Here is a 12,588-nt window from a genome sequence, read left to right as displayed (position 1 = left end):
TTGATCGGTTCGCGTGATGATGTATTACACCAATCTCATGAGCGAAAAACGGCAGCGATTTTTTGGTCATCTTCGGGCAACTGAAGTGCTTCCAGAACATCATTTGATCCGTGTTGCCCGCGACAGTGCCAGTTACAGTCCAGCCATGCGGTCTGCGGCACTACGTCAGCTTGTTTGCAAGGCCCCGATTGAGGTAACTCAGGGCAGGCCTTCTGCAGAGCGCAGACGCCTTTGTAGAGCGTTCTACGCTGTCTAGTCCACCCCAAGCCCTGTGCTGATTCCTAACGGATCACTCAGGGCTTTTTCTTTGGGCTATGTGCATTCTGAGGTTGAAGCCTGAATTATGCATTTAATCTGATTTGTGCAAAACATGGTTGAAACTCCGAAAAGACTGATACACTCATTTGTGCAAAATCAGGTAGGAGTTTAAAAATGGCAGATCAGACGGGTTCGGGCGCATCACTGGCAGATTTCATTTGGAAAAATGCTGAAGACCTTTGGGGCGACTTCAAGCACACCGACTTTGGCAAGGTCATCTTGCCGTTCACTTTGTTGCGCCGTCTGGAATGTGTTCTGGAACCGACCCGCCAAGATGTCCGCGATGCCAATGCACTCCACAAGGACTCTGGCATTGACCTTGACCTGATCTTGCGTCAGTGCACCAGGTTTTCCTTCTACAACACATCTGAATACGCATTGGGTACTTTGGGTGGCACCAAGACACGGCAGAACCTTCAAGACTACGTTGCTCATTTTTCGGACAACGCTCGAATCATCTTCGAGCAGTTCGACTTTTCCAATACGGTGATCCGGTTGGATAAAGCGGGGCTTTTGTTCAAGATTTGCAAAAACTTCGCGGGTATCAATCTTCACCCGGATGTGGTGCCCGACCGGGTGATGAGCAACCTCTATGAGCACTTGATTCGACGCTTCGGGGCCGAAGTCAATGAGGGTGCTGAGGACTTCATGACACCAAGGGATGTCGTGCACCTTGCTACGTCATTGCTGCTTGACCCTGACGATGCATTGTTCGAATCGAATCCCGGCCTCATTCGCACTCTGTACGACCAAACTTGCGGTACCGGGGGTTTTATCTCTGATGCCATGAACCATGTGGCTGATTACGGCAATCGCTTCAAGGTGCCGCCAGTCATCATCCCCTACGGGCAGGAATTGGAGCCCGAAACACATGCCGTCTGCCTAACTGGCATGCTGTTGCGCACGCTGGAATCTGATCCAAGTCGTGATCTATCCAAGAACATCAAGCTGGGTAGCACCCTCTCAAATGACCAGTTCGCAGGCCAGCGTTTCCATTACGGCGTATCAAACCCGCCTTTCGGCAAGAAGTGGGAGAAGGACCAGAAGGCTGTAACAGCCGAGCACAACGAAAAGAAATTTGATGGCCGGTTTGGTCCTGGCCTGCCGCGCATCAATGATGGTTCCATGCTGTTCCTGCTGAACCTGGCCAGTAAACTCGAATTGCCTGAAAACGGCGGTGGGCGTGCTGCCATCGTGTTGTCTGGCTCGCCTCTGTTCAATGGTGGTGCAGGCTCTGGTGAATCTGAAATTCGCCGTTGGTTGCTTGAGCATGACCTGGTGGAGGCGATAGTTGCCCTGCCAACGGAAATCTTTTTCCGAACCGGCATTGCGACCTACCTCTGGATTCTGTCAAACAAGAAACCAGCGCACCGTCGCAATAAAGTCCAGTTGCTCAATGCATCTGATCTGTGGACCTCCATCAAGAATGAAGGCAACAAGCGGCGCATCATCAGTGATGAGCAGATTCGCCAAATCGTGGACTTGTACTCTGCGGCTGAAAACAGCGAAATCAGTCGCATAGTCGATTACAGGGTATTCGGTTATCGCCGGATCAAGGTGTTGCGCCCACTGAGGATGTCTCTGCACATTACTGAAGAGGCCATCGCCAAATGCAAACTCGAAAAGGTTTGGTTGAAGCTCACAGGCGATCAACAGGACATTTGGGAAGAGGATTTACGTTCGCACCTTGGAGAAAGTCAACCGTTCGAATGGGCACAAGAATTTGCTCTAGCGGTGGCTCAGTCAGCGCCTGACGCTGGAAAGGTGGGCAAAGCCTTCATCAAAGCCCTCACAACGGCCCTGGGCCAGCGTGATCCAGATGGATTGCCAGTGCTTGATGCAGATGGGCAAATTGTTCCAGATCCCGATTTATCGGACAACGAAAACATACCGCTCACCGAGGACATCCGGGATTACTACGCCCGCGAGGTGCTGCCACATGTGCCAGATGCCTACATCGATGAGACTTTCCGTGACGAATCTGATAAAGACATCGGGCGTGTCGGTTTTGAGATCAATTTCAACCGCTTTTTCTACAAGTATGAGCCGCCGCGCAAACTGATTGACATCGATGCGGACCTCAAACAGGTGGAGGCTGAGATTGCGGTGTTGCTGGGTGAGGTGACTGAGTGATGGACGCCGCATCAGTTCAAAGTGACTTTTTGGCAGCTAGGGCCAAAACGGCAGTCACGATCATGAACGCCACTGGTTGGCAGCAGGGCATCGTCAACGCCGAATGCGTGAGCGTCGATTCAGTCTTCTTCTATGTGTACGACTACCAAACGAAATGGATTTGGTGTTGCTCTATCCCACGGGATGCGTTTTACGCAGTGGTCAAGCAGTCTGAAGCGGTCGATCAATCGCATTCGATTGCGTTCTGTGGACACATGATTGACGAATGCGCAGCGGGCAATGGTTTGAATCCAGACAAAGAAAACGAGCTTGCAATTGCGCTGACGGCGTACATCAGCATCACCAAGTCATACCAGTTGACTGATTGCGCCAAGAAACAAAACCATTTTGTCGTGATCCGGTACGGTGCGACCGACACGCTTCGGCCATTTGCCATGAGTGGCCCGGCACGGCATCTTGTTCCCGCAGAATTTGTAGAGGCGGCAATGCAGAAGGTGATTGCCATGGATTCACAAAACCATCCAGAGTGGATTGAAAGTCATGAAAATAGCTCGCCTCGACCGGCTTCGGCAACTACAGCGTGAATATCACAAATCCCATCCGTGGCGCTTGTCTCCTGGTGGACTGTACATCCCTCATTCTTACGAGAACATGTTGCCCGACAGCCTGTCGTACTGGGATGACGTAGGCTTCATCCTGAATGGGCGACGAGTCATTGTCTGGTGGCGGCACCCACGGTCCGTCTATTCCGATGCTATTGAGGAAAAAGCATGGGAAGAAGCTGGCCCAAGTCCGAAGGATAACTGGCTGATCGAAGGAGGCACCAAGAATTACAAGCGCGTTGGCAGGTCACGTAAGAAGCTGGTGAGCATCACGTCAAGGAAGCCATCGACTGAACAAAGTCAATATTACGAATTGCTGCGAGGCATTTCCGCACGACTATCTGCAGAAGGTATCGATTTGGACGTGCCTGTAAGCTGGAAGTGGGAGCGACTGAATTGGGCTATGGGTATCAGTCTGGTTGCGCCTTTGGAAGTGCGCAATGAAGCTGAATTGGCTGTGGTGGCCAATCTCGCCCGTCGTCTTATCCTTGGGCAGACCACTTTAGGCGCTGAATTCTCAGGCTATCGGTACGGTCGTTCCGACTGGCTTCGTGAGCAAGGCAAACTTACCATTGGCAGTGAAGCATGAGCCACTACAAACCGTATCCCGCATACAAAGAATCCGGTGTGGAGTGGATTGGGCTGGTGCCGGAGCATTGGGAAGTCAAACCAATCAAGATAGTCGCCTCCTGCAACGACGATAGCCTTTCGGAAGCAATATCACCGGACACGCCGATTCGATACGTCGACATTTCGGCGGTTAGCCACGACAAAGGCATCACAGATGCTGAGCCAATGCTTTTTGGAGATGCACCTTCGCGTGCAAGGCGTACAGCAAAGGTAGGCGATGTTGTTGTCTCTACCGTCAGGACATACCTAAAAGCAGTGGCCTCTGTCGATGAGGGCAATGCTGATTGTGTTTACTCTACGGGCTTTGCCGTTCTGCGCGCACGTATCGGACAACTCAAGCCGGAATTCCTGAAATGGCTGGCACTTAACGAATTGATCATTCAGGCGATTGAGGCTCATTCGGAGGGACTTAGTTACCCCGCAATCAATGCGCCCGATCTAACAAACCTCAAGGCGGTGTTGCCTGGATTAGGTGAGCAGGTTCGAATTTCAACAATTTTGGACCGCGAAACCACCCGCATCGACTCCCTAATCACCAAGAAAACCCGCTTCATCGAACTCCTAAAGGAAAAGAGTCAGGCGCTGATCACGCATGCGGTCACAAAGGGCCTTGATCCCAAGGCGAAGATGAAGGATTCAGGAGTCGAGTGGATTGGGGAGGTGCCGGAGCATTGGGCTGCAATGAAATTCGGGCGTATTGCCAGCGTCGCAGAAGGGCTAGTTGATCCATTGATCGAACCATATCGGTCGATGACGCTTATTGCTCCGAACCATATTGAAAGCGGGACCGGAAAGATATTGAAGCTGGAAACATCCGCCGAACAAAATGCCGAAAGTGGCAAATACACCTGCCCGGCTGGTGCCGTTGTCTACTCAAAGATTCGTCCTGCTCTGGCTAAGGTTTCTATTGCACCGTTCGACGCTCTCTGTAGTGCGGACATGTATCCGTTGCAATGCACGAATCTTGCCGAGAACAAGTGGTTGTTCTACTTGATGCTTTCCAGGCCATTCACTTTGTGGGCGATTCTTGAATCCGACAGAGTAGCTATGCCAAAAATTAATCGAGAATCACTATCAGACCTAAGCTTGTATGTGCCGCCAAGAGTGGAACAGGCTGGTGCGGTTCAGTACCTTGACCTGAACTTGCCAAAAATTGACGCCATCGCTTTTAAGGTTAAACGCAGCATCGATCTACTCCGCGAACGCCGTTCAGCCTTCATCACAGCCGCTGTCACTGGCCAAATCGATCTAAGGGAGCCCACATGAGCGATACCGCACACCAGGAAAAGCACTTCGAGGCTTACATCGTCTCCAAGCTGGAAGCACAAGGCTGGAAAGTCGGCAACACCCTCCAGTACGACGCCGAACGCGCTTTGTACCCGGATGACCTGATTGCTTGGCTGGAGGCGACTCAGCCAGAAAAGTGGGCCAAGCTCTGCAAGGACAACGGCGAGCGCTCGCGTGAAATCCTGATGGATCGGCTGGCCAAGGCCCTTGAGCAGCACGGCACCATGCATGTCTTTCGCAACGGCTTCTCCATTGCAGGGTGCGGGCACCTGGACTTGTCCGAGGCCGCGCCTGAAGATAAACGCAATGAAGGCGTGCTCAAACGCTACGCCGCCAACATCCTGCGCGTGGTGCCCCAGCTTCAGTACCACCCCAGCCGCAAACTTGCCATTGACCTGGTGCTGTTCATCAACGGCCTGCCCGTGGCCACGGTTGAACTCAAAACCGACTTCACCCAATCGGCTGAGGCGGCGATGGATCAGTACAAGACAGATCGCCTGCCATATGACCCCAAGACCAAGCGCAAAGAGCATCTACTGACCTTCAAGCGTGGTGCGGTGGTCCATTTTGCGATGTCGGATTCCGACATTCAAATGGCCACCAAACTCGATGGTGAAAACACTTTCTTCCTGCCGTTCAACCAGGGCAATGACGGGCATGCTGGCAATCCACCTCGCCAGGACAAGGAATACCCGGTGGCATACTTTTGGGAGCAGGTGTGCCAGCCTGATGCATGGTTGCGCATCTTCAACAGCTTCGTCTATGTCGAAAAGAAGGATGTTGTGGACATCAAGGGCAATTGGTCCAAGCGCGAAACCTTGATTTTTCCGCGCTACCACCAGTGGTCAGCCGTGAACAACATGATTGCAGACGCACGCAAGAACGGTGCTGGCGTGTCCTATCTAGCGGATCACAGTGCAGGTTCCGGCAAGACCAGTACGATTTCCTGGACGGCGCACGATCTGGTCAAACTGCGCCGGGACAATGGAGACGCCATTTTTAGCAGCATCATCATCGTCACCGACCGCAATGTACTTGACGGCCAGTTGCAAGATGCCGTGAAGCAGATCGACCACCAGTTTGGTGTCATCGCGGCAATTGATCGCCAAAAATCCTCAAAGTCCAAAAGCAAGCAGCTTTCCGAAGCGCTGATAGCTGGCACGCCCATCATCGTCGTCACCATCCAGACCTTCCCCTATGCGATGGAGGCCATCGTCACAGACAAGGCATTGAAGGGCAAGAGCTTTGGCGTGATCATTGATGAGGCGCACGCATCCCAAACGGGCTCGACCGCCGCCAAACTTCAGGCAGCACTGGCCATGAGCGGCAATGGCAAGATGGCCGCACTCACGGTTGAAGAATTACTGGAAGAACTGCAAAAGTCACGCGCACGTCCGACCAACATCAGCTATTTCGCATTTACAGGCACGCCCAAGCATTCCACACTCATGCTCTTTGGGCGTCCTGCTGACCCAAGTCAGCCTGCATCGAAAACCAATCTGCCCCAGGCCTTTCACCGCTACCCCATGCGCCAGGCCATTGAAGAAGGGTTCATCCTCGATGTGCTCAAGGGCTACATCCCCTACAAAACGGCTTTCAATCTGTCCAAACAGATTGAAGACACCAAACGAGTCAGCGGCAAGACCGCCAAAAGAGCTTTGGCGCAGTGGATGTCACTGCACCCTACCAACGTGACGCAAAAAGTGCAATTCATCATCGAGCACTTCAGCAAGAACGTGGCACACCGTCTGGACGGCAAGGCCAAGGCTATGGTTGTCACCAGTTCGCGTGCCGCAGCCATCCGGTACAAGAAAGGTTTTGATGCCTATATCGCCAAGCACCCGGAGCATTCAGGCATCCGGTCCCTGGTGGCCTTTTCTGGAAAAATGACCGGCAAGCAAGTCATGCACGGTGATGATGTAGGCAATGCGGCTGAAATCTTCATGGTGGATGAAGGTGAGGAATTCACCGAGGTCAGCATGAACCCTGATGTGGCTGGTCAGGATTTGCGCATTGCATTTGAGCGACCTGAATACCGGGTCATGCTCGTGGCCGACAAATTCCAGACCGGGTTTGACCAACCTAAGCTGGTGGCGATGTACGTGGACAAGAAGATTGCCAACGACGTGGAGATTGTGCAAACGTTCTCCCGGCTCAACCGAATCGCACCGGGCAAGGATGAGGTTTTCATCATCGACTTTGTAAATGACCCCGCCAACGTGCGCAGGGCATTCAGCATGTACGACGATGGTGCCCAGATTGACGATGTGCAGGATTTCAATGTGGTCTATGAGATCAAGGAGGCTCTGGATGCCCAAGGTCTCTATGAGTCCGAAGACCTGGAGGGTTTCAAAGAAGCCCGGTTCAAGACCATCCGCGATATTACGCATGCGCAGGAACCTCAGCACAAGGCGCTATACGCCGCGACCGAGCGTCCAACCCGTATATTCAATCAGCGTTTGAAAATGCTTCGTGATGCAATTGGGACGTGGGAAGCGTCTTATGAAAAGGCGCATGGGGTAGGTGATACCGCTGGCATGAAATCCGCTGACCACCATCGTAAGGAACATGCAGACCAGATCAAAACCTTGATTGCGTTCAAGTCAGGGTTGGGGCGATTTGTTCGGAGTTATTCCTATATTGCCCAGCTCGTGGATTTTGGAGATCCTGAACTTGAGAATTACGCCGCTTTTGCGAAGTTGCTCGAAAAACGTCTCAATGGCGAACCGCCTGAGTCTGTTGACCTCAGAGGGCTGGTCCTTGCCGGCTTTGACATCAAGCACAAAGAGGATGAACCAAGCGGCGACGATGATCAAACGGTACTCAAGCCCATTGGGCCGGGTAGCGGTGGCAGTAAAGGCGAAGACCCGCACTACCTTGCCGAGATCATTGACCGCTTGAACCGCTTGTTTGGCGAGGCCACTCCATTGCGTGACCAAGCTACCTTTGTGAACCACATCGTCGCCATTGCCCGAGAAAACGATGTGGTGATGGCACAGGTTGAGAACAACACCCGCGAGCAGGCTTTGCAGGGTAATTTGCCAGGCGCTGTGCAACAAGGTGTTGTAAGGGCGCTGACCTCTCACCAGAAGCTGGCCACTTTGGTACTGAAATCAGATCGCCAGTCCATGGGAGCTTTGACCGACATGATTTATGAGTTGATCCGTGACCGCAAGGACATCACTATTGGCAACATGAGAGACATCGGGTAAGGCGCATCGTGTTCGATCTTCTTAACCTACCCGGTGTGAAGCCGGTTGATTTGCACTATGGCAATCGTGTTATCACGGTCGTTGCCGAAGTGATCGAAGGCCCCATTCCGTCATGCGTGGAGTGCGGCAAGCCACTGCATCGACATGGACGCAGAACCAATGTCTTCGCGGACACTCCCATGCAAATGCAGCCGGTGCGTCTGGAAATATCCAGGCCACGTTACAGGTGCGCGACATGCGCCAAGATTTCCACCCCGGACCTGCTGTTTCTGGACGAGCGCAGGCGGGCGACGAAGCGACTTGTCGATGCTGTTCGTCAGCGCTGTCTGGGAATGACGTTTCACGCCCTTGCTGAACAAACAGGCGTGGCAGTAAACACCATCAAAAACATCGCCCAGGATCTGATTGTTGAACTGGAGAAAACAGTTCGGTACGAAACCCCCGTCATCATGGGAATTGATGAGGTCAACCTTGCGGGTGATTACAGGTGTGTGATTACAAACCTGGCCACCAACAATGTCTTTGAGATGCTGGAGTTTCGCACCCAGGATCACATGATGCCGTTCTTTGAAAAGCTGCGTGACCGGGAAAAGGTGGAGTGGGTTTGCACTGACATGTGGCGTCCGTTCAAACGTTCATTCAGCCCATACCTGCCAAATGCCAAACTGGTGATCGATAAGTTTCACGTCGTCAAGATGGCTTCGGAAGCTCTTGATGATGAGCGCAAGAAGTACCAGTCAACGCTTTCCAAAAACGAACGTGTACACATCAAGAAGTCAATTCGGTGGTTGACTCTGAAAAGACCTGGAAATCTGACCCCATTGGAGACGACGGCATTGGAGGTTGTGCGTCAAACAATCCCGGAACTTGGAGTTGCTTATGACTTCAAAGAGATGTTCTTCAGGATTTACGACGACCCGGTGAAAGAGTCAGCAATGCGTGCTTTCGAGGCTTGGGAAAATTCGCTGCCAGATAAGGAGCTGGAGAAATTCCATTCTCTTGCGAAGACGGTTCACAACCACTATGACGACATCTTTGCCTATTGGGATTCCCCCAGCCAGATCACAAATGCCTATACCGAATGCCTGAATGGGTTGATCAAGATGGCCAATCGAATTGGCCGTGGGTACAGCTACGAGATCATTCGAGCCAAGACGCTGTACGCGAAACAGGCCCGCAAGGTTGGCAGTGGTGTTCGCCTTCTGCCAGGTGCCGATTCTCAAGTTCCAACCAAAGTGGAGTACGGACCCCACATTCCAACCTTAATCGATCTGGCAGAAGATGGGAAATTCGACTGAAAAATCAGATTTCCAACCCTAGATTGCAAATAGCCAAATAGTTCTTGAAATTGTGCGCAATGCGCATATAATAAAGCACATGGACAAGTAATAAAGCAAGTCCCCGAAGCCCCGGCGGCACCTGGTGCAGGAGAAGAAAAATATGACCGCTCAAGACTACATGCACACTCTTCAATGGTGGGTGAAGCAGAGGACAGATGTTGGCGCAACCCACGCAAAGGCGCTTGAGTTAGCCTCCAGAGAAAGCACTATCGACGGCGCTTTCTCTGTCGCCTGGGCATTCCTTAAATCCGAAGGACTGACCTCGGTGGGTGACACGGATGATTTTGAACGCCTCACGCTCAAGCAAGCGGTAATCACTGCCAAAGGCCTTGCAGAATACGGGACTGATGATCTTGCAGACGCATACAGGATTGGCTATTTGATGTTTGCTGACGGATGCGGATGCGATACGCCGCCTGGATATTGGAACCTGGAAACGCCTGGGTTTATTGAAGTTTGGGAGGCTGGACGCGCAGACAACCCGGCTTACGTCAAACATCTTGCTGCTAAACAATTTGCGACGGAAAAGCTAAAAGATCGGTTTGGAGTTAGCACCCCGCAAACCGTTAAAGCCCGATCGTTCTGGTCAAAACAATATGCAAAGGGGAGAAGCGCATGAGAGGTCTTGTCACAATTTACTACAGCCCACGGCAGGGCGCAGGGTACGAAGTCAGCATTGTGATGGCAAATGGACGGGGAGTTTCTGGAATCCGCGCAGGGGGCGATGCTGGCAATGCGGCAGCAATCGCGATGGATTACATCATTTGTCACTGTGTCGAAAATCTTTTGGGTGGCGATGTTGTTGGATCGACTGAAGTGATGGCGCTGATCCCCAAAAGGTTCCATAGCGTCCCGGCAAAGGCCGAAAGGAAGGAATGGGCGAAGCTATGAGCGATGGAAAAATGGTTCCACCCCCTGAACAAGTCAAAGCCACCCGCGAAGCCATTCAGATCGTGCTCGGCCTGAAGATAACAGCAGCGCAGGACTGGTGCGCTGCAGCATTGCACACCAGTCGCCGGTCATTCCAGCAGTGGGAAACAGGCGACAGGTCAATGCATCCTGCATTTTTTGAACTTTTGAAAATTAAAGTAGCGCTCATTGAACATACGTAATTTTACAAAATCAACAACGTTTTACGGATACCCAAAATGATCAAATATGAAATCGGTAATATCCATCATCAAGGTAATAGTCAATTCTGTGAAGCCTTTTTGCAGGGTAATACCATCGAAGAAGTCGTAAATATACGGAAAAAATCGCACAATTCGCATGGCAATGTGATCTACAAGGTGGATTATTCGAAGTGTAAAAAGGTCAACCGTACTTATGGGATGAGCCAAGGCCTGCGCACGCTACCCCTGGTGGTAGAGCGTGTTGGTTATTGGTTTGATGGTGATGGCAATCCCATCTATTGATTCGGCAGTGTGGCTTAGGCTTGCACCGTTACCTACACCAGTAGGTGTTACATAAACCCCAAACCCATGTTTCTTCTAAGATTCATGGGTTTTTTAATATGTTTATATTAAGGACAATTAATAACTCGATCATTTCATTTTTTGGCGTACAATAAAGATATTGAGTCACATAAAATTCCGCTCGTGGTGGTGGAATGTGTGCCCGTCAATGATCGAACGAAGGAATTACCGAAATGACCAGTTTTCAGGAAACACTTGACCATACAAGTCCAAGCATCCAGGAGCGATTGCAACTTCCAGTGTCACCAGAGGTTAGGGCGAGGACGTTGCTTGCGCACTTGTGGCGCAAATACGATGCCGCTGGAATCTCAATGGGTCGCTCGCATGAGGCTGTCGTGCTGGAGGCTGTGCTGTCGTTGCTAGGCGATCCAGACCCGAATGACATGGCGCGTCTGGATGACTCAAATTTTGACTTGATTGGCCAGACTCGGGATTACCTTTCCGCCCGTCGAGCCGTTCAGCTTGGCCTTAAATAGAACTGGAGCCACGGTGCAAACTGAATCTCTCAGTGGACCCGATTTGGCGTATTGGGTTGCTCGTTCAAACTTGCAAGGGCATCCACAGCAAGCGAATGTTTTGCGCAAACATTACGGCCATATCTCAACGCAGGAGCCTTTGAGTGAGGCGAGCATGCGGAATTTTGTTTTTGAAAAAATCGGCCCGACGCTGCCCGAACGCAGCTTGTGGCAATAGGAGCTAACAACAGTTGTTGATTAACTATTCAAATGTAGTTATACTATATCGTAATGAACAGCAATTACCGCATCAACGAATTCGCCAAGCGTGTCGGGCGCTCGGTTCAGACCGTGCGTCGCTGGGAGAAAGAAGGAAAGTTAACAGCCAAGCGCCTGCCCTCCGGTCATCGGTATTTCGATGAATCCGATGTGCGAGCAAGGAATCTAAATGCCAAACGCCGTTGAATCACCTAAGTTGGGTAGGCCACCATTGGCCCCAGGTGATGCAAAAGAAGTGCGTGCGAGCCTGCGCACAACGCCCGCAAGACTGGCTAAAGCAGACCGGTTATCAAAGGCTGCTGGGATGAGTCGTAATGCCTGGATTGAGCGGCTGATTGATCTTGCAAAAAATTAGTTTGGTGGATCTTAATTAATAGTTTGCGTTTTTAATTATTTGGCGTACAATAAAGATTGTAAAACGAACAATCGACCAGAACTACGATGAGTGGTGATGGCAAATCTATATGTCTTTTGGTAAATTAATCAGGTCATCCAGGGAAAAAAAAGGAATTGACTTGAAGGTACTAGCGAGTGCAATTGGTATTTCATCGGCTTATTGGTCGCGTATTGAGCGCGAAAAGGAGTTGAGTTGGGTGCTGACAGTTGTTCAGCACGTCAACCAAGTGCGATAAATCGTGATAGCTTTGAATAGTTTTTTACGAACAGGCTAGGTTCGTTGCGATGGCTGACAGACAAGTCGCAGATGAGGCGTTTAGGACCCATTTTGTCGAGCCGTTTGCCATGCAAATCCTGATTGATCGTGGTTTGTGTTTTCGAGGCGATATGCAAGCTGATTTCTATCAGCGGATTACAGAACGCGAAGCGGCCATCGTTTAATAAATATACTTAGGAAGAAT

14 protein-coding genes are annotated in these 12,588 nt (G+C 51.3%); all 14 read left to right on the top strand.

The window, feature by feature from the left end; all coding sequences use genetic code 11:
- Window positions 1–432: 432 nt before the first annotated feature.
- The 14 genes from BLL52_RS19430 to BLL52_RS21150 all read left to right on the top strand — a co-directional run bounded on the left by BLL52_RS19430 (window position 433) and on the right by BLL52_RS21150 (window position 12,568).
- Window positions 433–2,451, top strand: coding sequence for a type I restriction-modification system subunit M (locus BLL52_RS19430; protein ID WP_075588278.1), 2,019 nt, complete (start codon window positions 433–435; stop codon window positions 2,449–2,451).
- Window positions 2,451–3,035: a hypothetical protein gene (locus BLL52_RS19425; protein ID WP_075588277.1), complete on the top strand. Its 585-nt coding sequence runs from the start codon at window positions 2,451–2,453 to the stop codon at window positions 3,033–3,035. Before BLL52_RS19430 ends, BLL52_RS19425 begins: the two co-directional genes overlap by 1 nt.
- A gap of 67 nt (window positions 3,036–3,102) precedes the next feature.
- Window positions 3,103–3,642 (top strand): hypothetical protein, encoded by a 540-nt coding sequence (locus BLL52_RS19420; protein ID WP_241839299.1) that lies wholly within the window; start codon window positions 3,103–3,105, stop codon window positions 3,640–3,642.
- Window positions 3,639–4,949 carry a restriction endonuclease subunit S gene (locus BLL52_RS19415; protein ID WP_075588275.1) on the top strand — a complete coding sequence of 437 codons (1,311 nt, stop codon included), beginning with the start codon at window positions 3,639–3,641 and terminating at the stop codon, window positions 4,947–4,949. The genes BLL52_RS19420 and BLL52_RS19415 overlap by 4 nt, the downstream gene beginning before the upstream one ends.
- Window positions 4,946–8,182 carry a type I restriction endonuclease subunit R gene (locus BLL52_RS19410; protein WP_075588274.1) on the top strand — a complete coding sequence of 1,079 codons (3,237 nt, stop codon included), beginning with the start codon at window positions 4,946–4,948 and terminating at the stop codon, window positions 8,180–8,182. Before BLL52_RS19415 ends, BLL52_RS19410 begins: the two co-directional genes overlap by 4 nt.
- Before the next feature lie 8 nt (window positions 8,183–8,190).
- Entirely contained in the window at window positions 8,191–9,480 is a 1,290-nt protein-coding gene (locus tag BLL52_RS19405) for an ISL3 family transposase (RefSeq protein WP_075588273.1), read from the top strand.
- Window positions 9,481–9,622: 142 nt separating this feature from the next.
- Window positions 9,623–10,141 (top strand): hypothetical protein, encoded by a 519-nt coding sequence (locus BLL52_RS19400; RefSeq protein ID WP_075588272.1) that lies wholly within the window; start codon window positions 9,623–9,625, stop codon window positions 10,139–10,141.
- Window positions 10,138–10,413 (top strand): hypothetical protein, encoded by a 276-nt coding sequence (locus BLL52_RS20605; RefSeq protein WP_139313509.1) that lies wholly within the window; start codon window positions 10,138–10,140, stop codon window positions 10,411–10,413. Before BLL52_RS19400 ends, BLL52_RS20605 begins: the two co-directional genes overlap by 4 nt.
- Window positions 10,398–10,634: a helix-turn-helix domain-containing protein gene (locus BLL52_RS19395; protein WP_075588271.1), complete on the top strand. Its 237-nt coding sequence runs from the start codon at window positions 10,398–10,400 to the stop codon at window positions 10,632–10,634. Before BLL52_RS20605 ends, BLL52_RS19395 begins: the two co-directional genes overlap by 16 nt.
- A gap of 36 nt (window positions 10,635–10,670) precedes the next feature.
- Entirely contained in the window at window positions 10,671–10,937 is a 267-nt protein-coding gene (locus BLL52_RS19390; protein WP_075588270.1) for a hypothetical protein, read from the top strand.
- 233 nt (window positions 10,938–11,170) lie between these two features.
- On the top strand, window positions 11,171–11,473 hold the full coding sequence (locus BLL52_RS21155; RefSeq protein WP_075588269.1) for a hypothetical protein: 303 nt from the start codon (window positions 11,171–11,173) through the stop codon (window positions 11,471–11,473).
- A 270-nt stretch (window positions 11,474–11,743) separates the two neighbouring features.
- Entirely contained in the window at window positions 11,744–11,917 is a 174-nt protein-coding gene (locus tag BLL52_RS19380; RefSeq protein ID WP_083634094.1) for a MerR family transcriptional regulator, read from the top strand.
- Between the two features lie 278 nt (window positions 11,918–12,195).
- Window positions 12,196–12,363, top strand: a complete 168-nt coding sequence (locus tag BLL52_RS22110) for a helix-turn-helix domain-containing protein (RefSeq protein WP_083634093.1) — start codon at window positions 12,196–12,198, stop codon at window positions 12,361–12,363.
- A 49-nt stretch (window positions 12,364–12,412) separates the two neighbouring features.
- Entirely contained in the window at window positions 12,413–12,568 is a 156-nt protein-coding gene (locus BLL52_RS21150) for a hypothetical protein (RefSeq protein WP_206744505.1), read from the top strand.
- Window positions 12,569–12,588 lie beyond the last annotated feature (20 nt).

It is taken from the genome of Rhodoferax antarcticus ANT.BR (genome assembly GCF_001938565.1).
Lineage (GTDB): Bacteria > Pseudomonadota > Gammaproteobacteria > Burkholderiales > Burkholderiaceae_C > Rhodoferax > Rhodoferax antarcticus.
Note: the sequence above shows the minus strand (reverse complement) of the source record. Positions and strands in the feature narration are given on the sequence as shown.

What these genes read in the sequence shown, in the direction of transcription:
- BLL52_RS19430 (WP_075588278.1), top strand. Translation starts at nt 433, where the DNA reads ATGGCAGATCAGACGGGTTCGGGCGCATCACTGGCAGATTTCATTTGG.
- BLL52_RS19425 (WP_075588277.1), top strand. Translation starts at nt 2,451, where the DNA reads ATGGACGCCGCATCAGTTCAAAGTGACTTTTTGGCAGCTAGGGCCAAA.
- BLL52_RS19420 (WP_241839299.1), top strand. Translation starts at nt 3,103, where the DNA reads ATGTTGCCCGACAGCCTGTCGTACTGGGATGACGTAGGCTTCATCCTG.
- BLL52_RS19415 (WP_075588275.1), top strand. Translation starts at nt 3,639, where the DNA reads ATGAGCCACTACAAACCGTATCCCGCATACAAAGAATCCGGTGTGGAG.
- BLL52_RS19410 (WP_075588274.1), top strand. Translation starts at nt 4,946, where the DNA reads ATGAGCGATACCGCACACCAGGAAAAGCACTTCGAGGCTTACATCGTC.
- BLL52_RS19400 (WP_075588272.1), top strand. Translation starts at nt 9,623, where the DNA reads ATGACCGCTCAAGACTACATGCACACTCTTCAATGGTGGGTGAAGCAG.
- BLL52_RS20605 (WP_139313509.1), top strand. Translation starts at nt 10,138, where the DNA reads ATGAGAGGTCTTGTCACAATTTACTACAGCCCACGGCAGGGCGCAGGG.
- BLL52_RS19395 (WP_075588271.1), top strand. Translation starts at nt 10,398, where the DNA reads ATGGGCGAAGCTATGAGCGATGGAAAAATGGTTCCACCCCCTGAACAA.
- BLL52_RS19390 (WP_075588270.1), top strand. Translation starts at nt 10,671, where the DNA reads ATGATCAAATATGAAATCGGTAATATCCATCATCAAGGTAATAGTCAA.
- BLL52_RS21155 (WP_075588269.1), top strand. Translation starts at nt 11,171, where the DNA reads ATGACCAGTTTTCAGGAAACACTTGACCATACAAGTCCAAGCATCCAG.
- BLL52_RS19380 (WP_083634094.1), top strand. Translation starts at nt 11,744, where the DNA reads ATGAACAGCAATTACCGCATCAACGAATTCGCCAAGCGTGTCGGGCGC.
- BLL52_RS22110 (WP_083634093.1), top strand. Translation starts at nt 12,196, where the DNA reads ATGTCTTTTGGTAAATTAATCAGGTCATCCAGGGAAAAAAAAGGAATT.
- BLL52_RS21150 (WP_206744505.1), top strand. Translation starts at nt 12,413, where the DNA reads ATGGCTGACAGACAAGTCGCAGATGAGGCGTTTAGGACCCATTTTGTC.